We start from the raw sequence: 23,369 nt of genomic DNA on the forward strand, positions 1-23,369 counted from the left end.
AATAATTGGCGAGGGTAGTAGGACTTGAACCCACAACATTTAGTTTTGGAGACTAACGTTCTACCATTGAACTATACCCTCAATGTTATATTCTAATTATAAAGGAGTTTTAATTAATTTTTTAATTAATCTATATATTTTATTTATTAGACTTGGTACATAACCTTTAATTTTATCTACTATTTTGATAATTATTTTTTAGATGAAATACAAATGTTAGATAAATACAAAGATAAAAATGAATTTTATAGTTTAGTCGGCATAAAATGTTATAGTTATGTACCAAGTCTATTGAGTAATTAAAAATTACGCTAAGAATATAATTCTTAGCGTAATGTGACAACATTATTTAAATATTAAGATTTAATGATATTTTTAAGACTTTTAATCTCTTTATTAATTTCATTAATGAACTTTTCATAATCTTTTATTTGTGTATTGATATTTTCATCATCAATTAATGTTTCTATCTCATAGGTAATGTTAAATCAAAAGCTTTTTTGATAGAAATATTCTTTATGGTTAACATGCCCAGCAGAAAAGAATTCATCCATCGATTGATCTTTGCCTCAGTCTAAATCGCCAGAATAGGCATTAGTTCAAACATAACCAGTACCTTCATAATTAAGGATAGCATTTCATGTTACTGTAAAAGCTTTTTGTTGTTGAAAATGATTTTTAATGATGTTTAGTTGTTTAATACCTTGACTAGTTTCTTGACTTCAAATATTTTCATAATGGATAGAATCTTTATTGGTATTATAACCAACATTTACTTCTTTGATTTTAATTGAATCCATTTTGATATTTGGTGCTTTTAATTGAGGGATATTGATATCAATGATTCTTTTTTCGTTGTTACTTTTATAAATATATTTGTTTTTCGTTTTCATCATATCAATAGTTAATAAATTCATTTTTTCCGATATGAGTTACTTTCTCATACTTACCTGAATTTTCTTTAAGTTTTTTATTAAGATCAGTAATTATTTTTTCATAATCTAATTTTTGTTGCTTAATTTGATTATAACGATTACTATCAAAAATAACTTTTATGTAAGGTAATTGGTAATCAACAAATTCATTATCATCATTAAACTTTAAGGTTATTTTTGATTTTACAATAGACTTGGTACATAACCTTTAATTTTATCTACTATTTTGATAATTATTTTTTAGATGAAATACAAATGTTAGATAAATACAAAGATAAAAATGAATTTTATAGTTTAGTCGGCATAAAATGTTATAGTTATGTACCAAGTCTAATAAAGTTTTCTTGAATTTCTTGGTTTCAATCAAATAATTCTTCGTTATGAAAAAAATTACCTGCTGAAAGAAGTTTGTGGGGCGCATAAAGTTTTGTTAGGTGGGTAAAGATTTGAATAATTTTGAAAGAAAAGCAACTAAAAATTTATTACCTTTTTACTTGAAAAATAATTAATAAAACAAAATATTTAATATTAGCTGAATTATACTTGTAAGTGCAAGTAAATAAAATTGCAAAAGATTTCATATGCTGAATTATACTTGTAAGTGCAAGTAAATAAAATTGCAAAAGATTTCATATAAAAATTTCATGATGCTAAGTTTATTTTAGAAAAAGTAAATTTAAGGAGTTTTTATATGGGATACAAACATCTTGGCATAGATGAAAGAATTTATATTGAGAATCAATTGAAATTTAAAGTAAAAATTAGTGAAATAGCTAAAAATCTTAATCGAAGTATTAGTACTATTAATCGAGAAGTTAATAGAAATAAAGATAATAATCATTATTTTTCAAACACTACTAAAAATGCAGTTCATAAATTTATATTGTCTTTAAACCAAAGACCAAGAAAAATACTAAATTATCTTTCGCCAATCGAATATTTGGTTAGAAAAATAATTTAGTTGCACTTAACTTTACAATTTGGCATAAAAAATTTCATGATGCTAAGTTTATTTTAGAAAAAGTAAATTTAAGGAGTTTTTATATGGGATACAAACATCTTGGCATAGATGAAAGAATTTATATTGAGAATCAATTGAAATTTAAAGTAAAAATTAGTGAAATAGCTAAAAATCTTAATCGAAGTATTAGTACTATTAATCGAGAAGTTAATAGAAATAAAGATAATAATCATTATTTTTCATTAATTGCACAAAATAAAGCAGAAAATAGAAAACAATTACATGTTTATTTTCATAAATTTAAAAATAGAGAATTAGTAAAATATGTACAACAAAAATTATTATTAGGTTGATCGCCTGAACAAATTTATGGCAGAATTAAAAATTTTCATCAAGAATGAATTATTAGTTTTAAAACAATTTACAATTGAATTTATTCTGGATTACTTGAAAAAGTTACTAATAAAAATTTAAGAAGAAAAGGTAAGAAACGAAAATCTCAAGAAAATCGGGGTAAATTTAATGGTAAATCCATTAAAGAACGAAATGTTAATAATCGCGTAACTCTTGGCCATTGAGAAGGTGATACTGTAGTATCATCACGGGGTAAAAGTAAATCATGTTTAATAACTTTAGTTGAAAGAACGTCAAGATTTACTTTAGCAATATTAGTTGAAAATAGAACTACTAAAGTTATTAACGAAAATATTAGCCATTATTTATCAATTCTTCCAAATAATCTTGTTAAGACTATAACATTTGATAGGGGCAAAGAATTTGCTAATTGACAACAACTTGAAAAAAATTTAAATGTGAAAATTTATTTTGCTAATGCATATTCACCCTGACAAAGAGGCACTAATGAAAATACTAATGGTTTAATTAGAGAAAAATTTCCTAAAAAATTTAATTTTTCAAATACTACTAAAAATGCAGTTCATAAATTTATATTAGACTTGGTACATAACCTTTAATTTTATCTACTATTTTGATAATTATTTTTTAGATGAAATACAAATGTTAGATAAATACAAAGATAAAAATGAATTTTATAGTTTAGTCGGCATAAAATGTTATAGTTATGTACCAAGTCTATTGTCTTTAAACCAAAGACCAAGAAAAATACTAAATTATCTTTCGCCAATCGAATATTTGGTTAGAAAAATAATTTAGTTGCACTTAACTTTACAATTTGGCATTAACAAACATATTCTTAATAAAAGGTTATAAAAACTAAGTAAAATGCTTATAAAAACAACATTAAAATAATTTTTTACAACAAAAATCATACATAAGAAATATATACTTAATTTGCATATTGAACTAATTTATAGTAAATGACTATTTTTTCTTTTTTAAAAAATACCTAAGAAAACTAAACGCGACCCCGCGTGTTAAATATATTTGTAATTGCTAAGGAATAGTGTATAATATTTAACTGTGTATATTATATGTACCATTATTGATACGCCAAGAAGCGTTGTAGCAAAAGTAATTTTTAATTCAGGAAGGAGACCGTGTTATGGCTCAAAAAATTAGAATTCGTTTATGTGGTTATGATAGCAAAACTGTTGACCAGTCAATTTTTAAAATTGTTCAAGCAGCGCAATTGACGGGAGCAAAAGTTAAGGGACCGATTCCTTTGCCAACCAAAAGAGAAATTTATACTGTTTTACGATCTGTTCATAAACATAAAGATGCTCGTGAACAGTTTGAAATTCGAACTCATAATAGAATCGTTGATATTATTAATCCAACGCCAAAAACTGTAAATAGTTTATCAAGATTACAACTACCGAGTGGTGTGGATATTGAGATTAAATTAAATGCAATTACCTAGTCAACCTTTTAGAAATATATTTTAAAAGGCAATGATATACACAATAATGATAAGTTGGAAAGGACGGTAAAATTCTTATGAAAGGAATTTTAGGTAGAAAAATTGCTATCAGTCAGGTCTTTACTGTTGAAGGAAAGATAATTCCCGTAACAGTTATTGAAGTGCAACCTAATGTTGTTACTGATGTTAAAACAGCAGAAAAAAATGGTTATACTTCGTTGCAATTAGCGGTAGAAGATAAAAGAGCTAATTTAGTTAATAAACCATTGACAGGACATTTTAAAAGAGCTCAGACAACTCCGAAAAGGTTTAGTAAAGAGATTCGTGAAATGTCAGGGTTTAATATGGGAGATATTATTAATTGTGATATTTTCACTCCTGGTGAATTAGTGGATGTGCGAGCCATTAGCAAGGGTAAAGGCTTTGCAGGAGTTATTAAACGCCATAATTATTCAAGAGGGCCGATGGCTCATGGTTCTGGATTTCATCGTGAAATTGGTTCAATGGGTGCGATTGCTCCGAACCGAATTTTTAAAGGAAAAAAGATGCCAGGAAGAATGGGACATCAACAAGTTACAATGCAAAATTTGCAAGTAATTCATATTGATGTTGCTAAGAATGCGCTATTAGTTAAAGGTTCAATTCCAGGACCTAAAAAACAGTTTGTTGTTATTACTGAAGCGATTAAGGGCTTAAAAACAAAAACACCACCAAATTTAGTTAACAATCAACCACCTGTTGAAACTACTACAGTAGATGTTAGTAGCGTTGCCCCAGCAGCATAATTATTAAGGAGAAAAAATGATGAAGTTACAAGTATTAGATATTAATGGTAATGTTGTTAAAGATGTTAGTTTAAATGAGAAAGTTTGAAATATTACGCCTCATCAACAAGCAATGTTTGATGCGACAATTGCTCAACAAGCGTCTTGAAGACAGGGAACACATCAAACTAAAACTCGTGGTGAAGTTAGTGGTGGTGGTAAAAAACCATGAAAGCAAAAGGGAACAGGCCGAGCCAGACAAGGTTCAATTCGTTCGCCACAATGAAAAGGTGGGGGAATTGTATTTGGTCCGACAGTTGAGAAAAATTATAAATTGCATGTTAATCGGAAAGTAAGAAAGTTAGCATTAAAATCGGCGTTATCTTTAAAAGCACAAAATAATGAACTTATTATTGTTGATACTATTAGTTTAGAAAAATATTCAACAAAGGCAGTTTTACAAATTTGTCAAAATTTAAAGTTAGTGGATAATAAAACATTATTAATTACTAAAGTAGCTGATGAAATGATTGTTAAATCAGCAAGTAATATTGCAAAATTTAATGTCATTGCTGCTAGTAGTTTAAATATTTATGATTTATTGCACGCTAATAAGTTATTAATAACTTTAGAGGCGTTAGTAAACATTGAGGGGGTATTGGCATAATGCATATTACCGAAGTAATTAAAAAGCCAGTCTTAACAGAAAAGTCATATTTAAAAATTAATGTTGATGGTAAATATACTTTTGAAGTTAATTATAAGGCTAATAAGACACAAATTAAAAAAGCATTTGAAACTATTTTTGAAGTAAAAGTTCTTAAGGTAAATATTATTAAAAAGAAACCGAAAGCTAAAAAAATGGGACGGTTTGAAGGATTAACTAATGCTAGTAAAAGAGCGATTTTTACTTTAAAACCAGGTGAAAAATTAGAGTTATTTAATAACGAATAATATTAAGGAGTAAGAGTTATGGCAATAAAGAAATATAAACCAGTTACTAATGGTCGTCGTAATATGACAACTCTTGATTATTCAGTTTTAACAACTGATAAACCAGAGAAATCGTTATTAACTACATTAAATAGGAAATCTGGTCGGAATAATCGGGGAATTATTACTACGCGTCATAAAGGTGGCGGTCATAAAAGAAAATATCGTATTATTGATTTTAAACGCGATAAAGACAATATTATTGGTAAAGTAGCAAGTATTGAGTATGATCCTAATCGTAATGCGTTTATTTCATTAGTTAATTATCTTGATGGTGAAAAAAGATATATTTTAGCACCTAAAACTCTTGAAGTGGGAATGGAAATTGTTAGTGGTCCGCTGGTGGATATTAAAGTTGGTAATAATATGCCAATGGGAAAAATGCCTGAGGGGACAGTAGTTCATAATATTGAATTGCGACCTTTAAAAGGTGGTCAATTAGCTAGAAGCGCGGGAACTAGTGCTCAATTATTAGGAAAAGATGAAAGTGGTCGTTATGTTACGATTCGTTTAAATTCTGGTGAGGTTCGCAAGATATTAGCATCTTGTCGAGCAACAATTGGTGAAGTTGGTAATGAAGATCGGAACTTAGTTAATTGAGGAAAAGCTGGAAGAAATCGTTGAAGAGGAATTCGTCCGACGGTTAGAGGTTCAGTTATGAATCCTAATGATCATCCACATGGTGGTGGTGAAGGAAAAGCGCCGATTGGAAGAGTAGCTCCTGTAACACCTTGAGGTAAGAAGACATTGGGGATGAAAACTCGTAATCCTCGTAAGGCTTCAACAAAATTAATTATTAGAAGAAAGAAAAAATAGGGTAATGCTTATGAAAGGAAATCGTTAAGGATGGGAAGATCATTAAAAAAAGGACCATATATTGCGTCACATTTATTGAAAAAAGTTGAGTTGTTGAATAGTAATAATAAAAGAGAAGTAATGAAAACTTGATCGCGTCGCTCTACTATTTCTCCTGCCTTCATTAATCATACAGTTGCTGTTCATGATGGTAGAAAGCATGTTCCGGTTTTTGTAACTGAAGATATGGTTGGTCATAAATTTGGTGAATTTGCACCAACAAGATCGTTTGGTGGGCACGGAAATGATAAGAAGAAGAAATAGTAAGGAGTTTAAAATATGGAAGCAAAAGCTATTTTAAGAACAATTAGAATTGCCCCCAGAAAGGTGCAATTAATTGCTGAATTAATAAGAAGAAAACCAGTTACTGATGCTTTAGCGATTTTAATGAATACTAATAAAAAAGCTAGTGAGCCAGTACTTAAACTTCTAAAATCGGCTATTGCTAATGCGGTAAATAATTATGCGATGGATGGGGATGCGTTATTAATTAAAGAGGTTTTAGTGAGTGAGGGTGCAACTTTAAAACGGTTTCGACCATCAGATCATGGACAAGCTTATAAAATATTAAAAAGAACTAGTCACATTACAATTGTCGTAACAGACAAAAAGGGAGGTAATCAATAATGGGGCAAAAGGCAAGTCCACATGGATTACGACTTGGTATTAATAAAGACTGAGACTCAAGATGATATGCTAAAGATAAAAATTTTGCTAATTGATTACATTCTGATATTAAAATTCGTAAAGTAATTTTGAAAAAATGGAAAAATGCAGCAATTGCTAAAGTTGAAATTGAACGCACGAAAGAAAATATTACGCTGTTCATTCATTCTTCGCGTCCGGGTGTTGTCTTAGGACAAGAAGGTTCAAATATTGAAAATATTATTAAAGCTATTCGGCGCGCAATTGGTTTGACAACTAATAGTAAATTAGACATTAAGATTAATGTTGTTGATATCAAAGTTCCTGATTTGAATGCCCAACTTGTTGCTGAAAATATGGCGCAACAAATTGTTAATCGGGCATCGTTTAGAACGATACAAAAATTAGCAATCCGTAAAGCAATGAAAGCTGGAGCGAAGGGAATTAAAACTTTAGTGTCGGGAAGACTTGGCGGTGTTGATATGGCTCGTAGTGAGGGTTATGCTGAAGGAAGTGTTCCCTTGGCAACTTTGCGAAGTGATATTGATTATGCTAAAGCATCAGCGTTAACAACTTATGGTTTGATTGGAATTAAGGTTTGAATTTATAAGGGTGAAATTTTACCAGAAAAGAAAAATTCTGTTAAGGAGGCGAAGTAATTATGTTAATGCCAAAACGAACTAAATATCGCCGTCCGCATCGTGTTTCTTATGAAGGCAAAGCAACAAGAGGAACTAAGGTTTCGTTTGGTGAATATGGATTACAAGCAGTTGGCAAATTAGTTATGCCTAAAAGAAGTATTGTTGTCAATACTGATCAAGTACAAAAAAAACCTGAATTACAAGGTCTTTGAATTACTTCAAAACAAATTGAAGCAGCAAGAATTGCAGCGACAAGATATATGAAACGAGACGGAAAAGTTTGAATTAATATTTTTCCGCAGATGGCGAAAACTAAAAAGCCACTTGAAGTGCGAATGGGTTCTGGAAAAGGGTCTCCTGAAGAGTTTGTTGCTGTTGTTAAAAAAGGACGAATTATGTTTGAAGTTGCTGGTGTTACTGAAGAAGTAGCAAGAGAGGCATTAAGACTGGCAATGCATAAATTGCCAATCAGATGTAAAATCGTTAAACGAGGTGAAGAATAATGGCAAAGAAGATATTTAAAGATAAAAGCATTAATGATTTACAACATCGTGCTGAAGAATTAAAAGCAGAATTGTTTGCCTTAAGATTTCAATCAGCAACTGGACAATTAGAAAAGCCTCATCGGATTAAAGAATTACGAAGAGAAGTTGCTAGAATATTAACGCATTTACAAATGAGAAAAGATGCTGGTGAAGTTGTTAAACCATTGAATCAACAAAAAGTTATTATTTCTGAAACATTACAAAAAGAAATTGATCAAAAAACTAAAGTTGTTGAAGAGAAAGCAAAACTTAAAGAAAAGAAATTAGTTGTTGAAAAGCAAGATGATGTTGTTACTGAACAAATTGAACTGGAAAATCAAAAATTAGTGGCAAAGGAAATTAAAAAAGTTAAAGATGGTGGAGCACCAGTTATGGAAGAAAAGAAAGCTTCTAAGCCGATAACAAGTAAAGATAGTAAAGAATCTAGTGTTAAAACAGCAAAAGTTACTAAATCTAAAGCAGCAACAATAACCCCTAATACAAAAACTGATGAAAAGCGAGACGATAATGATGGAAAGAAATAACCGTAAAGTTTATACGGGTATTGTTGTTTCTAGTAAAATGGAGAAGACAATTACTGTTTTAGTAGAAACATATAAAAATGATCCGATATATAAAAAACGCGTTAAATATTCAAAAAAGTTTAAAGCTCATGATCAAGACAATTCTTCCCAAGAGGGTGATCGTGTTTTAATTATGGAAACAAGACCATTATCAGCAACTAAACGCTTTCGTTTAGTAAAAATTGTTGAAAAAGCAATTATTTTATAGAAAAGGAAGTATAGATTATGATTCAAACTGAGTCTCAATTAAGGGTCGCTGATAATACAGGAGCAAAAGTAATTTTAGTAATTCGGAACTTAGGTGGTTCGGTTCGTAAATTTACAAGTGTTGGTGATGTTATTGTTTGTTCAGTTAAACAAGCAACACCGGGGGGAACTGTTAAAAAGGGACAAGTTGTTAAAGCTGTTATTGTTCGTACTAAAAAAGCTGTTCGCAGAAGTGATGGTACATATATTAAGTTTTCGGAAAATGCAGCTGTTCTTATTAGAGATGATAAAATGCCAAGAGGAACAAGAATTTTTGGTCCGATTGCTAGAGAAGTAAAAGAAGCAGGATTTAATAAAATTGCTTCTTTAGCAACTGAGGTGATATAAGATGATAAAAATAAAAATTAAAAAAGGTGACCAAGTATTAGTTATTGCTGGTAAACACCGTGGTTTTAAAGGACCAGTTACTAATATTTTAAAGAAAAAACTTCGTGTGGAAATTGAAGGCATTACAATTAAAAAAAACCAAAAACCAACCCAAAATGATGAAGGGGGAATTAAAGAAATTCCTGCAAGCATTCATCTTTCCAATGTTGCTTTACTAGATAGTAAAGATAAAACTAAAACAACTAAAATTGGTTATGAGATTAAAGATGGTAAAAAATATCGGATTGCTCGTAAAACCAAGACAAGAATTTAATTGAAGGAGTTAAAATTTGATGAATTATTTACAAAAACAATATCAAGATGGAATTATTCAGGAAATGATGCAAGAATATAATTTTACTTCTACAATGCAAGTTTCTAAAATTATCAAAGTAGTTGTTAATGTTGGTATTGGTGATGCTGTTAGTAACAGTAAAAATATTGAAATAGTAATGCAAGAATTGTACTTAATTACCGGACAAAAACCAGTAATAACTAGAGCAAAAAAATCAATTGCTGGTTTTAAGTTACGAGAAGGAATGCCAATTGGGTGTAAAGTAACTTTACGGGGTACTAAAATGTATGACTTTCTTTATAAATTATTTAATATTAATTTACCTCGGGTTCGTGATTTTCGTGGTTTAAATAAAGCTGGTTTTGATAAACAGGGTAACTACACATTAGGAATTAAAGAACAATTGATTTTTCCTGAAATTGATTACGACAAAGTTGTAAAAACAAGAGGAATGAGTATTACTATTGTAATGTCTAGTAATAATCAAAATGAATCATTTTCTTTACTAAAAAAAATGGGTGCACCATTTAAGAAATAGGAGAGGAAAGAAACTGATGGCAAAAAAATCACTAAAAGTAAAACAATTAAAAACTCCTAAGTTTGCAGTTCGCGCATACACTCGTTGTCAAAATTGTGGCCGACCAAAGTCAGTATTAAAAAAGTTTCAATTATGTCGTATATGTATTCGTGAATTTGGCAATAAAGGGCAAATCCCTGGGCTTAAGAAAGCTTCATGATAGGAGGTAGTTAGTAAAATATGATGACAGATCCAATTAGCGATATGCTAACAAGAATTCGCAATGCTAACCAGCGACAATTTAAAAAGGTAAGCATTCCGAATTCTAATATAAAATTGCAAATTGCTCAAATTCTGAAAGAAGAAGGGTATATTACCGATTTTAAAATTAATGAGAAATCCAAAGATGGAACTCATAGTAAAATTGATATTTTATTAAAATATAAAGCAAGTCAAAGGGTAATTTGAGGTTTAAAGAGAATATCTAAGCCAGGTCTTAGAGTATATGTTAAAAATAGTGAGATTCCAAAGGTTTTAAATGGTTTAGGAATTGCAATTATTTCGACATCACTTGGAGTTATGACTGATGCAAAAGCAAGAGAAAATCGTTTAGGTGGCGAAGTTCTTGCCTTTGTTTGATAGGGTGATAAATTATGTCAAGAATTGGTAATCGCATTCTATCTGTACAAGATGGCGTTGAAATAAATGTTGCAAAAAATAATATCATAACTATTAAAGGACCTAAAGGAACACTCAATAAACAATTACCACAAAAAATTACTATTATCGTTGAAAACCAAACGATTAAAACTATCAGACCGAATGAACAAAAACATACTAAGCAATTACATGGAACTACTAATTCATTGTTAGAAGGAATGTTAACAGGTGTTACTACTGGTTTTAGTAAAAGATTATTAATTAATGGGGTGGGATATCGTGCTAATATTCAGGGTGATAAACTAAATTTAAGTTTAGGGTTTTCACATCCGATTCAATATACTATCCCTGAAGGAGTAACAGTTGTTTGCCCTAAACCAACAGAACTTATTGTTTCAGGAATTAGTAAAGAATTAGTTGGACAAGTAGCAGCCAATATTTGTGCTTTTCGACGAATAGAGCCGTACAAAGGTAAAGGAATTCAATATGATAATGAATACATTATTCGTAAGGAAGGGAAATCAGCAGGTAAATAGACAATAGTCTAGATTACTTTCAAAGGAGTTAAAAATGAAATCAAATCGCTATGAAGCAAGAAAAATTAGACATTTTCGCATTCGTAAAAAAATAACTGGTTCTGAATTAAGACCCCGACTTAATGTATTTCGTTCTAATAAGAATCTTTATGCACAAATTATTGATGATAGTCAGCACCGGACACTAGTTTCTTACTCAACTTTGCAAATGGCAGGTACAGGTAAGAGCAATTTAAATAAAGCTAGTGCTACTCTTCTGGGAGAAATGTTAGCAAAGAAAGCTTTAGAAAACAATATTACCACTGTGGTCTTTGATCGTGGGGGGTACTTGTATCACGGAAAAATTGCTGCGTTTGCGGAGGCTGCAAGAGAACATGGATTGAAATTTTAGTAGAGGAGAAGTATGTTAATGCAAGAAAAAAAAGATCAACAAAATTTAACGACATCACCAACTAAGCCTAATTTTGCTAATCGAGGTAGTGATGGTGAACGAAATAAAAAACGATGAACTAAAAAACCAAACGCTAATTTTCAAAAACCGGTTGAAGAGTTTGAAGAAAAGGTCGTTAAAATAAGAAGGGTAACTAAAGTAACTAAAGGGGGGCGACATTTTCGTTTCTCAGTAGTAGTTATTGTTGGTAACCATAAGGGAAAAGTTGGTTTTGCTACTGGTAAAGCTAATGAAGTACCCGATGCTATTAAAAAAGCAGCAAAAGCTGCTAAGAAAAATATTTTTATGATTCCAATGGTTGGGGTTACTGTTCCTCATGAGGTTATTGGTCATTATGGTGGGGGCCGAGTATTAATTAAACCTGCTAGAAAAGGTACGGGAATTATTGCTGGTGGTCCAGTTCGGACTTTAATTGAAGTATCTGGTGTTCAAGATATTTATGTTAAGTCATTAGGTTCTAATACCTCACTTATTATGATTAGAGCAGCAATGGATGGTTTAAAACAAATGCGAACTAAAGAACAAGTGTATAGTTTACGAGAAATTAAAGAAAAAGTTAGTGAAAAATCACTAGCAAGGGAACAATAATTATGAAATTACATGAACTTAAATATACTGAAAAATCTCGTAAAGATAAAAAACGCCTTGGAAGAGGAACATCTTCAGGACATGGAAAAACTTCTGGTAAAGGACATAAAGGTCAAAATGCTAGAAGTGGTGGTGGTGTTCGTCCTGGATTTGAAGGTGGACAAACGCCTTTATTTCGTAGAATTCCTAAAATCGGTTTTACCAATTTTACAAAGAAAAAATATGAAATTGTTAACTTAAGTGCTTTAGAACAATTAGATGTAACTGAAATTACTCCCCAAGTTTTAAAAAGCAAAAAATTAATTAATAGTGAAAAATCATTAGTAAAAATTCTTGCTAATGGTAAAATTAGTAAAGCATTAGTTATTAAAGCTCATAAGTTTTCAAAAGTTGCTAAAGATGCTATTGAGAAGGCTAATGGTAAAACCGAGGTGATTTAATAGTGATAACAACCATTAAAAGATTTTATCGTAATAATAAAGATATTTTATTAAAATTAGCTTTTACATTATTGGTTTTATTTATTATTCGTTTGGGAGCATTAATTACTGTTCCAGGGGTTAATATAAATAAAAACCTTAATGAATCTAATAAGGATTCAAGAGAATTTTTTAATTTGATTGCAATGTTAGGTGGAGGCTCTATTGATCGATTTTCACTTTTCGCTTTAGGGTTATCGCCATACATTACTGCTTCTATTATTGTCCAATTATTATCTACTGATTTAGTTCCAGGATTATCTCGTTGAGCCAAATCAGGAGAAAAAGGGAAACGAAAATTAGATTCATTAACTAAATGATTAACATTGCCATTTGGCATTATGCAAGGTTTTGCGACAATTATGACCTTAGCACAACAAAAAATTATTAGTCTTAAATGGCAAGAAGCAGATGCTGGAAATATTGCTACATCGGCAGTGTTTTATTATATTTTGGTACCAACATTGCTTTTGGGAGGGACATTCTTAATTCTTTGACTAGCTGATCAAATTACAATTCGTGGAATTGGTAATGGTGTTTCTTTAGTTATTTTTGCTGGAATTGCTTCTAGTTTACCATTTAATATTGCTAAAACTTTTCAATTTTGAGTTGGTGGTCAAAGTGAAGCAATAGTTGTTTTTAGTGGGTTTTTAAAGTTTTTACTTTATATGGTTGGATTTCTTTTAGTAATTTTAATGGTTGTATTCTTTGCTGAATCAGAAAGAAGAATTCCGATTCAACAGACGGGAAGTGGATTAGCGTTAAAAAGTGAAAAAGCACCGTATTTGCCGTTAAAAATTAATTCGGCTGGTGTTATTCCCGTGATTTTTGCTTCAGCAATTATAACAGCACCTTTAACAATTGCCCAAATTGTTAAAGCTAATAATCCCGAAGGAACAAGGTTTACTAATTTTACTGAGACTTATTTGGCATTAGATTCATGGTCAGGAATGAGCATTTTTGCGATTTTAATTATTCTCTTTACTTTCTTATATTCTCAAGTACAAATTAATCCTGAACAAATGGCAGAGAATTTTCAAAAGAATGGTACATTTATTCCTGGAATTCAACCAGGAAAAGAAACTGAGAAATATATTAAATCAACTTTAAATCGTTTAAGTGTTGTTGGTAGTATCTTTTTAGCTTTTGTTGCCATATTGCCAACATTAATTTCTAAATTAACAAATTTACCGCCAATGTTAGCAATTGGTGGAACAGGAGTTATTATTATGGTTGGTGTTGCAATTGAAGTTATTCGTCAAGTTCAAGGACATTTGACGCAACAATCGTATATTCAATTTAAAAGGGATGAAAATCAAAGTAAAAATATATGATAAAAGAGAGTGGTATTTAAAATGAATTTAATCTTTTTAGGAGCACCCGGAAGTGGTAAAGGAACTCAGTCACAAAAGTTATGTGAGGCATACCGTTTGATACATTTATCAACAGGAGATATTATTCGTCAAGCGATAAAAAATAATTCACCATTGGGATTAAAAACTAAAGAATATTTAGATGCAGGAAAATTAGTACCTGATGAACAAGTCATTAATCTTGTGCGAGAAACCATTGATAATTTAAGCGAAAACTTTATTCTTGATGGTTTTCCAAGAACGCTTAAACAAGCGCATGCGTTGCAAGAGATTTTAGAAAAAAAAGAACAACAAATTGATTTTGTTATTTATTTAGAAGCTGACTTAGAACATTTAATTGATCGGATTACTAATCGCTTAGTTTGTCCGACTTGTAATCGAACATATAACAAATTAGTTAATAAACCTAAAATTGCGATGCAATGTGATGATGATGGTGCATCATTAATTCAGCGCGATGATGATACGAAAGAAAAAGCTAAAATTAGAATTCAAACTTATTTGAATGAGACTTTACCTTTAGTAGAGTATTATCAAGAAGAAAACTTATTACATGTTGTTGATGCTAATCAGTCAAGTAAATTAGTATTTAATGGTATTAAAAGTATTTTAGATAGTGTGTAAAATAAATGGTTACTGTTAAAAATGAGTTGGAAATTAAAGCAATGCGTGCTGCGGGAAAAGTAGTTGCTAAAATGTTAGCTGAAGTTAAAAAGGCAATTATTCCCGGAATAAAAAAACGCGATCTTGATATAATAGCAGCAAGAGTGTTAAAAGAAAATAATGCTAAAACAGCGTTTAAAGGTTATTATGGTTTTCCTAATCATATTTGTGTTTCTATTAACAATGAATTAATTCATGGAATTGCTAATAATCAAATTATTAAGACAGGTGATTTAGTATCAATTGATGCTGGTGCTGTTGTTGATGGACACTTTGCGGATGCGGCCATTACTGTTGGCGTTGGTCAAATTAAAGCGGAATATCAAAAGTTAATTACTGTAACGGAAGAAGCCTTAAATAAGGCAATAGCAATTATTGCTCCGGGCGTTAGAATTGGTACTATTGGGGCAACAATTCAACAATTTGTTGAGCAACAAGGGTATCATTTACCAAAAAATTATACGGGACATGGGATTGGTAAACAATTACATGAAGAACCATATATTCCTAATTATGGTAAATATGACTATGGCTTAAAACTAGTGGCAGGAATGACAATTTGTATTGAACCAATGGTACAAATTGGTACTGATGAAACTAGAGTTTTAAGTGATAATTGAACAGTTGTGTCCCTTGATGGTACATATTCAGCTCATTTTGAACATACAATTCTAGTAACTGCAAAGGGATATGAAGTTTTAACTGCTAATCCACACTCAATGGAAGAAGGGAATTAAATGGCCACCAAAGAAAAAGAAAATAAAAATATTATTGAAGTGGAAGGGATTGTTATTGAATGTTTACCTAATACTGAGTTTAAGGTAAGATTAGAAAACAATGCGGTTATTTTAGCTCACGTTTCTGGTAAAATTCGCATGAATTTCATTAGGATTTTACCAGGTGATAAAGTAATTATTGAACTCTCTCCATATGATTTAAAACGTGGGCGGATTACTTATCGTCATAAGTAAAAAAATAGTAAAAGGAGAAAAATTAAATGAAAGTAAGATCATCAGTTAAAAAAATTTGTGATAAATGTCAAATAATTAATAGAAAAAAATGTGTGCGAGTAATTTGTAAAACTCCAAAGCACAAACAAAGACAAGGTTAAAAATAGGAGGTTAAATATGGCAAGAATTGCAGGAGTAGAAATCCCTAATGATAAAAGAGTTGTTGTTGCTTTAACATATGTTTATGGGATTGGTTTATCAAATGCTCAAAAGATTTTAAAACAATGTAGTATTGATGAAAATATTCGTGTTAAACAATTAACAGAAGAGCAACTAACAAATATTAGAACAGAAATATCTAAAGATTATAAAGTAGAAGGTGAGTTACGACGCGAAACCCAATTAAATATTAAACGATTAATGGAAATTGGTTGTTATCGTGGTATTCGTCATCGTAAAGGTTTACCAGTTCATGGTCAATCTACTAAACAAAATGCCAGAACAAAAAGAGATCGCAGACAAACAGTTGCTAATAAGAAAAAATAGTAAGAAGTGGAGGTAACACGATGGCAAAAATAGAAAAAGTTGCAAAGAAAAGACAAAAAAAGAATATTTTAAAAGGAATCTCCCATGTTCATTCAACATTTAACAATACAATTGTAACAATGACTGATGAATTAGGCAATGTTATTGCTTGATGTGCGGCTGGTGCAATTGGTTTTAAAGGAACAAAGAAATCAACCCCTTATGCTGCACAAATGGTAGCAGAACAAGTTGCTAAGGTATCAATGGAACATGGAATGAGAACGATTGAAGTTCAGTGTAAAGGACCTGGTCCTGGAAGAGATGCTGCTGTTAGAAGCTTACAAGCAGCTGGTTTAGAAATTACAAGTATTAAAGATGTAACACCAATTCCTCATAATGGATGTCGTCCCCCTAAAAGGCCAAGAGGTTAATAAATGAAACAATTTGTTAGACCAAATTTTAAATTACAAACTGAAAGTACTAGTAAAAATTTCGGTTGCTTTATAGTAGAACCATTAGAAAGAGGATTTGGTAATACTATTGGTAACGCTTTACGAAGAACTTTATTAGCAGCAACACCGGGAGCTTCAATTTATGGTGTTGATATTAAAGGGGCTAGTCATGAGTTTTCAACAATTAAAGGGGTTGTTGAAAATGTTGCTCAAATTATTTTAAATTTAAAAGGTATTATTTTAAAAATTGATAGTACTGTTTTTAAAGAAGAAGAAAGTGTTTCACTAAAAGTAGATGCTGGAGCTGGTGAAGTATTAGCTTCAATGATTGTTTGTCCGTTAGGAGTTGAAATATTAAATGGTGATTATTTAATTGCTACTGTTGCTAAAGGTGGTAAATTAGAAATGACAATGTATGCTCAAAATTCTCGTGGTTATAAATCATTTGATGATAATAAACGCTTAATTACTAATATTGGGATTATTCCTATGGATTCTAATTATTCACCAATTGTTAATGTTAAATATAGTGTTGAACCAACTAAAGTGGGAAAAAGTGCTGATTTAGAGCAATTAGTTTTAGAATTAACAACCGATGGTTCGGTTACTCCTGTAGAAGCAATTGCGATTGCTGCGAAGATTTTAATTGCTCATTTAGAACATTTTGTTAGTTTAAGTGAACAAGCACAATCATTAGAAATTATTTCTATTTCTGAAAAACAAGAAACAGATGAATTAGAAAAACCGATTGAAGAATTAGACTTAACGGTGCGTTCATATAATTGTTTAAAACGAGCAGAAATTGTTACGATTGGTGATTTAACTGATAAAACAGAAAATGATATTTTAGCAACGAAAAATTTAGGAAGAAAATCCTTTAATGAAATTAAAGAGAAATTATTAGCATTAGGGCTAACTTTTAAACGAGAATAAAAGGAGGAACAAAGAATATGTCATTTATTCAAAAACGCGGTAAAAATACTAGCTGAAGACAAGGATTAATGCGTAATTTAGCAACAGAATTAGTTGTTCATGAAAGATTGCTTGTAACTGAAAAACGAGCTAAAGAATTAAGAAAAACAATTGATAAATTAATTACCTTAGCAAAAAGACAAGATTTGCATGCTAGAAGACAAGCATCAAGTATTTTACGAAATATTGATGTTAATGAAACAGAAACAGTTTTACAAAAATTATTTACTGATATTGCTAAGCGATATAATGAAAGATCTGGGGGCTATACGAGACTTTTAAAAACTGATGACCGTAAAGGCGATAATGCCCCAATGGTTTATATTGAATTAGTTTAAATAATAAATCCGATTAATAACCTCAATAAATACTGAGGTTATTTTTTGTTGTTGCAATATATGATAAAATATTGTCATAATTTTATTAAAGGAGCATAATATGCAATTAAAAACATTATTTTTGGAAATGCCAAATTGTAAAGTTAAGTGCAACTAAATTATTTTTCTAACCAAATATTCGATTGGCGAAAGATAATTTAGTATTTTTCTTGGTCTTTGGTTTAAAGACAATATAAATTTATGAACTGCATTTTTAGTAGTGTTTGAAAAATTAAATTTTTTAGGAAATTTTTCTCTAATTAAACCATTAGTATTTTCATTAGTACCTCTTTGTCAAGGTGAATATGCATCAGCAAAATAAATTTTCACATTTAAATTTTTTTCAAGTTGTTGTCAATTAGCAAATTCTTTACCCCTATCAAATGTTATAGTCTTAACAAGATTATTTGGAAGAATTGATAAATAATGACTAATATTTTTGTTAATAACTTTAGTAGTTCTATTTTCAACTAATATTGCTAAAGTAAATCTTGATGTTCTTTCAACTAAAGTTATTAAACATGATTTACTTTTACCTCGTGATGATACTACAGTATCACCTTCTCAATGGCCAAGAGTTATGCGATTATTAACATTTCGTTCTTTAATGGATTTACCATTAAATTTACCCCGATTTTCTTGAGATTTTCGTTTCTTACCTTTTCTTCTTAAATTTTTACTAGTAACCTTTTCAAGTAATCCAGAATAAATTCAATTGTAAATTGTTTTAAAACTAATAATTCATTCTTGATGAAAATTTTTAATTCTGCCATAAATTTGTTCAGGCGATCAGCCTAATAATAATTTTTGTTGTACATATTTTACTAATTCTCTATTTTTAAATTTATGAAAATAAACATGTAATTGTTTTCTATTTTCTGCTTTATTTTGTGCAATTAATGAAAAATAATGATTATTATCTTTATTTCTATTAACTTCTCGATTAATAGTACTAATACTTCGATTAAGATTTTTAGCTATTTCACTAATTTTTACTTTAAATTTCAATTGATTCTCAATATAAATTCTTTCATCTATGCCAAGATGTTTGTATCCCATATAAAAACTCCTTAAATTTACTTTTTCTAAAATAAACTTAGCATCATGAAATTTTTATATGAAATCTTTTGCAATTTTATTTACTTGCACTTACAAGTATAATTCAGCTTATGAAAATAAACATGTAATTGTTTTCTATTTTCTGCTTTATTTTGTGCAATTAATGAAAAATAATGATTATTATCTTTATTTCTATTAACTTCTCGATTAATAGTACTAATACTTCGATTAAGATTTTTAGCTATTTCACTAATTTTTACTTTAAATTTCAATTGATTCTCAATATAAATTCTTTCATCTATGCCAAGATGTTTGTATCCCATATAAAAACTCCTTAAATTTACTTTTTCTAAAATAAACTTAGCATCATGAAATTTTTATATGAAATCTTTTGCAATTTTATTTACTTGCACTTACAAGTATAATTCAGCAAATAAATATCGCTAGTAATATTCCCATAGGACTATTAATGCTATTAATAGTTTTTGGGATTTTAGTTGGAATTTTATTAATAACTTGATTTGCTACTTGAATATATTCATCAATTATTAGAAATACTAACAGTGCTAATTTAACAGGAAAAGAATTTGTTGATGCTTATTTAAAGAAGTTTGGTTTTGTTGGGAAAAAAGTTCAAAAAACTACTAGTTATGAAATTAAAAGTCAGTTTTTTCAATTAACGCCTTTTCATTACAAAAAGCAACAACCACATCATTTAATAGTTAAAATATTACCTTGAACTTATCATCGTAGTAGTTTATATACTTTAGCTAAAGCTGGGGAAGTAGCATATTCTACTTCACAAGGAAGAAAATTATTTCTTAGTTTTGGATGGTCGTTAATTGTTAATTTAGCATTAGTGGTAACATCATTTCTTATTATTAATTTGGTTTTATTAATTCTTAATAGTCAAGCATTATTTGGTAATGCTAATCCACATCAAGCAATAATTGTTATTGGTATCGTTGCTAGTATTTGTTTTATTTTAACAATTAGTATTCCGATATATTTTTATATTTGGGCAATGCAACCCGTATATAAGTTTGCGCAATCATTGTTAACTGCTAATGAAGCTAAATTAATTAAATGAATTTATTTAGTTCGAATTTTATATTTAATTTTTATGACAATTTATGAAACACTAAAAACCGTAGCATATGTTATTGTTAAAATCCATGAAGGTACATAATATTTATAGTTTATTCTTTTGTTATTTTATTGCATAATAGGTTTAGAGAAATTAATTAAGTAAAATCGAGCAGTTCAGGAATGTACTCTGCAATAAAAAAGTTTAATTTTGAAAATAGTTTTTTCTTCTTGAAGAAAAAACTATTTTTCTTATATTGATAATCAAATTAATTAATTTCTTTAAATCAATTGAAAGGTAATGAAACATATGGATGAATAATAAAAAAGCAATAAATAAGTTAATAAAAATGTTAGGAGTTAGGAAGAATAAGGATGTTAGAAACAAATTTTGATAATAATGAAAATGAAGATAATGAAAAGCAAAGTATTGAAAAACAAAGCAAGTTAAGAAAAGCATTAAAACTAATTAAGCATAAAAGAAATATTGAAAAAAAACAAGAACGAATAAAATCCAAAAATGAACAGAAAAAAATCAGAAAAGAATTAAAGTTAATTGAAAAGAAAAAGAGTAGTGAAAATAAGAAAGCAAGATTAACAATTCAAGAATGATTTGTGTTAAGAAAAAAATTAAAATTAGTTAAACGCAATATTAAAGCTGAAAAAAAACAAGAAAAACAAAAATATCAAGCAGAAAGCAAAAAATTAAAGCAAGAACTAAGAATTAATAAAAAGAAAAGAACAAGAGAAATTAAGAAAGAAAAACAAGACTGTAAACAAGCACAAATAAATTTAAAAAGAGAAATAAAGTTAATTAAGAAAAGACGAAGTCTTCAAGGTGAAGAAAAAAAACAATTTATTAAAGAACGCCGAAAAACAAAACAAGCGTTAAAGATAATTAAAAAAAGAGAAAGAATTCAAAATCAAGAGGCAAAGCAAAAATGCTGTGAACAATTAAAACAATTAAGAAGTGAATTAAAAATAATAAGTAAAAAGCGTAAACAAGAAAATAAGAAAAATGAAAAGAAGTTAATAAAAAAAGCAAAAAAATCAACAAAGTAAAAAACGAATGTTGAAAAATAGAAAGCAAAAAAACGAAGCTGAAAATCAATTATAAATATCAATAAATTATCTTTTATTTAGTAGCGATTAATGTGTGCTTAATGTTTCCTATTTAACATTCTTTTATTAGTGTGTTAAAATTAAATAGTTAAATATTAATTATTTAGATATTTAGGAGTATATTAATGAGAAAGAAAAAAAAAGCCCACGAAAAATTAGAAACATTAACAAGAAAAAATAATATTGCTTTAAAAGTACAAGATATTGAATTTAAATATCGGGTGAGTTATCCTAATGCGGTAGATGGTGTTAGCTTTAGTATCAATCACGGCGAGTATATAACTATTATTGGTCATAATGGTAGTGGGAAATCAACTTTATCAAAAATTATTATTGGCGTTTTAAAAGCACAAAAAGGTAGTATTGAAATATTTGGTAATTTAGTAACTAAAGAAAATAGTCAATTAATTTCGCGTAAATTAGGAATTGTTTTTCAAAATCCGGATAATCAATTTATTGGTTCAACAGTTCGTGATGATATTGCTTTTGGTTTAGAAAATAAATGTGTTGACCCAAAATTGATGCCGGATATTATTATGAAATATTCACAAATGGTAGGGATGGAAAGTTATTTAGATCACGAACCATTATTATTATCAGGTGGTCAAAAACAACGCGTAGCGATTGCTTCGGCTTTAGCATTAACTCCAGAATTAATTATTTTTGATGAAGCTACTAGTATGTTAGACCCTAAGGGAAAAAGAGAAGTAAAAGAAATTATGGTGCAATTAAAAGAATCGCGTGAAAAAACAATTATTTCAATTACCCATGATATGGATGAAATTATTAATGCTGATAAGGTATTAGTAATGAATAAAGGAAAAGTTGTTCGTTTTGGTAAACCAGAAGAAATTTTAAAAGAAGTTGATTTTTTAAGAAGTATTCATTTAGATATTCCTTTTATTTTAAAAGTATCTTATGGATTAAAAAAGTATGGTGTTAATATTGACGAAACATTATATGAAGAGGAATTGGTACAACAAATATGTCAAAAAAAATAATTATTGATAATCCATCGAATTTAATTAAATTTAATAATGTTAGTTATATTTATGCTCCTAAAAGTCCATTTCAATTTCAAGCCTTAAAAGATGTTAATCTGTGAATAAAGGATTCTATTATTACGGCGGTTGTTGGTTCAACTGGTAGTGGAAAATCAACTTTAATTCAACATATGAATGGATTGTTAATTCCAACAGCTGGGCAAATTATTGTTGGTGATTTTCTGATTAAAGCAAAGCAGAGAAAAATTAAAAAGCAAAAATTATTACGAAAATCAGTAGGGTTAGTTTTTCAATTTCCGGAATATCAATTATTTGAAGAAACAATTGAAAAGGATATTATGTTTGGTCCTTTAAACTTTGGAATTAAAAAGGATGAAGCCCGACTTAGAGCTGCTAAGTATTTAGAACTTGTGGGATTAGGTCAAGAATATTTAACGCGTTCGCCTTTTGATTTATCTGGTGGTCAAAAAAGAAGAGTAGCGATTGCTGGAATTTTGGCGATTGAAGGTCATACTTTAATTTTAGATGAACCAACAGCTGGGTTAGATCCTGATGGGGAAGAAGAGTTAATGAAGTTATTTTTTAAGTTTAATAAACAAGATAAAAAACGCATTATTCTTGTTACTCATAATATGGATCATGTTTTGCAATATGCCGATGAAGTTGTTGTTTTAAAAAATGGTCAATTGTATCATCAAAGTGATCCGGTTAGTCTTTTTGCTAATGCTCAATTAATTAAAGAAATTAATATTGAACCACCAAAAATTTTTCATTTTTTACAAAAGTTAAAAGATAATGGTTTTGATACTAGTAATATCAATGCTCGGACTGTTGAAGATTTAGTAACCCAATTAGCACAAAGAATTAATAGTAAGTAGAAGGAGT

Annotated in this window: 40 protein-coding genes and 1 tRNA gene; 37 read left to right on the forward strand and 4 right to left on the reverse strand. The window is 29.3% G+C overall.

The window, feature by feature from the left end; genetic code table 4:
- Positions 1–6: 6 nt before the first annotated feature.
- Positions 7–81: transfer RNA gene (locus ACFEL5_RS00195), tRNA-Trp, on the reverse strand.
- A gap of 275 nt (positions 82–356) precedes the next feature.
- Positions 357–917: a hypothetical protein gene (locus ACFEL5_RS00200; protein ID WP_375315416.1), complete on the reverse strand. Its 561-nt coding sequence runs from the start codon at positions 915–917 to the stop codon at positions 357–359.
- Positions 918–1,190: 273 nt separating this feature from the next.
- On the opposite strand from ACFEL5_RS00200, the gene ACFEL5_RS00205 reads away from it, so the two are divergent.
- The 33 genes from ACFEL5_RS00205 (at position 1,191) to rplQ (ending at position 18,174) form a co-directional block, all read left to right on the forward strand.
- Entirely contained in the window at positions 1,191–1,358 is a 168-nt protein-coding gene (locus tag ACFEL5_RS00205) for a hypothetical protein (protein WP_375315417.1), read from the forward strand.
- 268 nt (positions 1,359–1,626) lie between these two features.
- Positions 1,627–1,896 (forward strand): helix-turn-helix domain-containing protein, encoded by a 270-nt coding sequence (locus tag ACFEL5_RS00210; RefSeq protein ID WP_375315418.1) that lies wholly within the window; start codon positions 1,627–1,629, stop codon positions 1,894–1,896.
- A gap of 83 nt (positions 1,897–1,979) precedes the next feature.
- On the forward strand, positions 1,980–2,870 hold the full coding sequence (locus tag ACFEL5_RS00215) for an IS30 family transposase (protein WP_375315419.1): 891 nt from the start codon (positions 1,980–1,982) through the stop codon (positions 2,868–2,870).
- 43 nt (positions 2,871–2,913) lie between these two features.
- Positions 2,914–3,069 (forward strand): hypothetical protein, encoded by a 156-nt coding sequence (locus ACFEL5_RS00220; RefSeq protein WP_375315420.1) that lies wholly within the window; start codon positions 2,914–2,916, stop codon positions 3,067–3,069.
- Positions 3,070–3,418: 349 nt separating this feature from the next.
- Entirely contained in the window at positions 3,419–3,736 is a 318-nt protein-coding gene (rpsJ, locus tag ACFEL5_RS00225) for a 30S ribosomal protein S10 (protein WP_215825743.1), read from the forward strand.
- A gap of 77 nt (positions 3,737–3,813) precedes the next feature.
- Complete coding sequence (rplC, locus tag ACFEL5_RS00230) at positions 3,814–4,521, forward strand: 50S ribosomal protein L3 (RefSeq protein ID WP_375315421.1); 708 nt, start codon at positions 3,814–3,816, stop codon at positions 4,519–4,521.
- A gap of 19 nt (positions 4,522–4,540) precedes the next feature.
- Positions 4,541–5,167 (forward strand): 50S ribosomal protein L4, encoded by a 627-nt coding sequence (gene rplD, locus ACFEL5_RS00235; RefSeq protein WP_338968281.1) that lies wholly within the window; start codon positions 4,541–4,543, stop codon positions 5,165–5,167.
- Positions 5,167–5,454, forward strand: coding sequence for a 50S ribosomal protein L23 (gene rplW, locus ACFEL5_RS00240; protein ID WP_215825746.1), 288 nt, complete (start codon positions 5,167–5,169; stop codon positions 5,452–5,454). The genes rplD and rplW overlap by 1 nt, the downstream gene beginning before the upstream one ends.
- Positions 5,455–5,472: 18 nt before the next feature.
- Positions 5,473–6,309: a 50S ribosomal protein L2 gene (gene rplB / locus ACFEL5_RS00245; protein WP_342189632.1), complete on the forward strand. Its 837-nt coding sequence runs from the start codon at positions 5,473–5,475 to the stop codon at positions 6,307–6,309.
- A 30-nt stretch (positions 6,310–6,339) separates the two neighbouring features.
- Complete coding sequence (rpsS, locus tag ACFEL5_RS00250; protein WP_215825748.1) at positions 6,340–6,612, forward strand: 30S ribosomal protein S19; 273 nt, start codon at positions 6,340–6,342, stop codon at positions 6,610–6,612.
- A 15-nt stretch (positions 6,613–6,627) separates the two neighbouring features.
- Entirely contained in the window at positions 6,628–6,975 is a 348-nt protein-coding gene (gene rplV, locus ACFEL5_RS00255; protein WP_338968274.1) for a 50S ribosomal protein L22, read from the forward strand.
- Positions 6,975–7,652, forward strand: coding sequence for a 30S ribosomal protein S3 (gene rpsC / locus ACFEL5_RS00260; RefSeq protein ID WP_342189631.1), 678 nt, complete (start codon positions 6,975–6,977; stop codon positions 7,650–7,652). Before rplV ends, rpsC begins: the two co-directional genes overlap by 1 nt.
- 2 nt (positions 7,653–7,654) lie before the next feature.
- A complete protein-coding gene (rplP, locus tag ACFEL5_RS00265; RefSeq protein ID WP_375315422.1) occupies positions 7,655–8,137 on the forward strand; it encodes a 50S ribosomal protein L16 in 483 nt (160 codons plus the stop codon).
- Positions 8,137–8,703, forward strand: a complete 567-nt coding sequence (gene rpmC / locus ACFEL5_RS00270; RefSeq protein WP_375315423.1) for a 50S ribosomal protein L29 — start codon at positions 8,137–8,139, stop codon at positions 8,701–8,703. The genes rplP and rpmC overlap by 1 nt, the downstream gene beginning before the upstream one ends.
- Positions 8,687–8,950: a 30S ribosomal protein S17 gene (gene rpsQ / locus ACFEL5_RS00275; RefSeq protein ID WP_338968268.1), complete on the forward strand. Its 264-nt coding sequence runs from the start codon at positions 8,687–8,689 to the stop codon at positions 8,948–8,950. Before rpmC ends, rpsQ begins: the two co-directional genes overlap by 17 nt.
- A 17-nt stretch (positions 8,951–8,967) precedes the next feature.
- Entirely contained in the window at positions 8,968–9,336 is a 369-nt protein-coding gene (gene rplN / locus ACFEL5_RS00280) for a 50S ribosomal protein L14 (protein ID WP_338968266.1), read from the forward strand.
- 1 nt (position 9,337) lies between these two features.
- A complete protein-coding gene (gene rplX / locus ACFEL5_RS00285) occupies positions 9,338–9,649 on the forward strand; it encodes a 50S ribosomal protein L24 (RefSeq protein ID WP_338968264.1) in 312 nt (103 codons plus the stop codon).
- 19 nt (positions 9,650–9,668) lie between these two features.
- A complete protein-coding gene (gene rplE, locus ACFEL5_RS00290) occupies positions 9,669–10,208 on the forward strand; it encodes a 50S ribosomal protein L5 (protein ID WP_375315738.1) in 540 nt (179 codons plus the stop codon).
- Between the two features lie 16 nt (positions 10,209–10,224).
- A complete protein-coding gene (locus ACFEL5_RS00295; RefSeq protein WP_338968263.1) occupies positions 10,225–10,410 on the forward strand; it encodes a type Z 30S ribosomal protein S14 in 186 nt (61 codons plus the stop codon).
- Positions 10,411–10,427: 17 nt separating this feature from the next.
- Positions 10,428–10,829 carry a 30S ribosomal protein S8 gene (gene rpsH, locus ACFEL5_RS00300; RefSeq protein WP_342189627.1) on the forward strand — a complete coding sequence of 134 codons (402 nt, stop codon included), beginning with the start codon at positions 10,428–10,430 and terminating at the stop codon, positions 10,827–10,829.
- A gap of 11 nt (positions 10,830–10,840) precedes the next feature.
- Positions 10,841–11,383, forward strand: coding sequence for a 50S ribosomal protein L6 (rplF, locus tag ACFEL5_RS00305; RefSeq protein ID WP_338968259.1), 543 nt, complete (start codon positions 10,841–10,843; stop codon positions 11,381–11,383).
- A gap of 34 nt (positions 11,384–11,417) precedes the next feature.
- Entirely contained in the window at positions 11,418–11,774 is a 357-nt protein-coding gene (rplR, locus tag ACFEL5_RS00310; RefSeq protein ID WP_342189626.1) for a 50S ribosomal protein L18, read from the forward strand.
- A gap of 18 nt (positions 11,775–11,792) precedes the next feature.
- Positions 11,793–12,422: a 30S ribosomal protein S5 gene (gene rpsE, locus ACFEL5_RS00315; protein WP_375315424.1), complete on the forward strand. Its 630-nt coding sequence runs from the start codon at positions 11,793–11,795 to the stop codon at positions 12,420–12,422.
- Between the two features lie 2 nt (positions 12,423–12,424).
- On the forward strand, positions 12,425–12,862 hold the full coding sequence (gene rplO, locus ACFEL5_RS00320; protein WP_338968254.1) for a 50S ribosomal protein L15: 438 nt from the start codon (positions 12,425–12,427) through the stop codon (positions 12,860–12,862).
- Complete coding sequence (gene secY, locus ACFEL5_RS00325) at positions 12,862–14,238, forward strand: preprotein translocase subunit SecY (RefSeq protein ID WP_375315739.1); 1,377 nt, start codon at positions 12,862–12,864, stop codon at positions 14,236–14,238. Before rplO ends, secY begins: the two co-directional genes overlap by 1 nt.
- 18 nt (positions 14,239–14,256) lie before the next feature.
- Positions 14,257–14,898 (forward strand): adenylate kinase, encoded by a 642-nt coding sequence (locus tag ACFEL5_RS00330; RefSeq protein ID WP_342189623.1) that lies wholly within the window; start codon positions 14,257–14,259, stop codon positions 14,896–14,898.
- Positions 14,899–14,903: 5 nt separating this feature from the next.
- Positions 14,904–15,674 carry a type I methionyl aminopeptidase gene (map, locus tag ACFEL5_RS00335; protein ID WP_342277968.1) on the forward strand — a complete coding sequence of 257 codons (771 nt, stop codon included), beginning with the start codon at positions 14,904–14,906 and terminating at the stop codon, positions 15,672–15,674.
- Positions 15,675–15,908, forward strand: a complete 234-nt coding sequence (gene infA / locus ACFEL5_RS00340) for a translation initiation factor IF-1 (protein WP_342277969.1) — start codon at positions 15,675–15,677, stop codon at positions 15,906–15,908.
- Between the two features lie 26 nt (positions 15,909–15,934).
- Entirely contained in the window at positions 15,935–16,048 is a 114-nt protein-coding gene (gene rpmJ, locus ACFEL5_RS00345; RefSeq protein WP_215825765.1) for a 50S ribosomal protein L36, read from the forward strand.
- A 16-nt stretch (positions 16,049–16,064) separates the two neighbouring features.
- On the forward strand, positions 16,065–16,433 hold the full coding sequence (gene rpsM / locus ACFEL5_RS00350) for a 30S ribosomal protein S13 (RefSeq protein ID WP_375315425.1): 369 nt from the start codon (positions 16,065–16,067) through the stop codon (positions 16,431–16,433).
- A gap of 20 nt (positions 16,434–16,453) precedes the next feature.
- Positions 16,454–16,843, forward strand: coding sequence for a 30S ribosomal protein S11 (rpsK, locus tag ACFEL5_RS00355; protein ID WP_338968241.1), 390 nt, complete (start codon positions 16,454–16,456; stop codon positions 16,841–16,843).
- A 3-nt stretch (positions 16,844–16,846) separates the two neighbouring features.
- Entirely contained in the window at positions 16,847–17,797 is a 951-nt protein-coding gene (locus ACFEL5_RS00360; protein ID WP_338968239.1) for a DNA-directed RNA polymerase subunit alpha, read from the forward strand.
- A gap of 17 nt (positions 17,798–17,814) precedes the next feature.
- Positions 17,815–18,174, forward strand: a complete 360-nt coding sequence (rplQ, locus tag ACFEL5_RS00365) for a 50S ribosomal protein L17 (protein WP_338968237.1) — start codon at positions 17,815–17,817, stop codon at positions 18,172–18,174.
- Between the two features lie 153 nt (positions 18,175–18,327).
- Here rplQ and ACFEL5_RS00370 read toward each other — a convergent pair whose 3' ends face one another.
- Positions 18,328–19,272, reverse strand: a complete 945-nt coding sequence (locus tag ACFEL5_RS00370; RefSeq protein WP_338966716.1) for an IS30 family transposase — start codon at positions 19,270–19,272, stop codon at positions 18,328–18,330.
- 80 nt (positions 19,273–19,352) lie between these two features.
- On the reverse strand, positions 19,353–19,595 hold the full coding sequence (locus ACFEL5_RS00375) for a helix-turn-helix domain-containing protein (RefSeq protein WP_375315104.1): 243 nt from the start codon (positions 19,593–19,595) through the stop codon (positions 19,353–19,355).
- A 68-nt stretch (positions 19,596–19,663) separates the two neighbouring features.
- Between ACFEL5_RS00375 and ACFEL5_RS00380 the strand changes: the two genes are divergently transcribed.
- From ACFEL5_RS00380 to ACFEL5_RS00395, 4 genes are all read left to right on the forward strand, one after another.
- Positions 19,664–20,461, forward strand: coding sequence for a hypothetical protein (locus ACFEL5_RS00380; protein ID WP_375315426.1), 798 nt, complete (start codon positions 19,664–19,666; stop codon positions 20,459–20,461).
- A 272-nt stretch (positions 20,462–20,733) separates the two neighbouring features.
- Positions 20,734–21,420, forward strand: a complete 687-nt coding sequence (locus ACFEL5_RS00385) for a hypothetical protein (RefSeq protein WP_375315427.1) — start codon at positions 20,734–20,736, stop codon at positions 21,418–21,420.
- Positions 21,421–21,605: 185 nt separating this feature from the next.
- Positions 21,606–22,481 (forward strand): energy-coupling factor transporter ATPase, encoded by an 876-nt coding sequence (locus ACFEL5_RS00390; protein WP_342189616.1) that lies wholly within the window; start codon positions 21,606–21,608, stop codon positions 22,479–22,481.
- Positions 22,466–23,362, forward strand: coding sequence for an energy-coupling factor transporter ATPase (locus tag ACFEL5_RS00395; protein WP_338968317.1), 897 nt, complete (start codon positions 22,466–22,468; stop codon positions 23,360–23,362). The genes ACFEL5_RS00390 and ACFEL5_RS00395 overlap by 16 nt, the downstream gene beginning before the upstream one ends.
- The last annotated feature ends 7 nt before the right edge of the window (positions 23,363–23,369 follow it).

Source organism: Spiroplasma endosymbiont of Tipula paludosa (genome assembly GCF_964264785.1).
GTDB lineage: Bacteria > Bacillota_I > Bacilli_A > Mycoplasmatales > Nriv7 > Nriv7.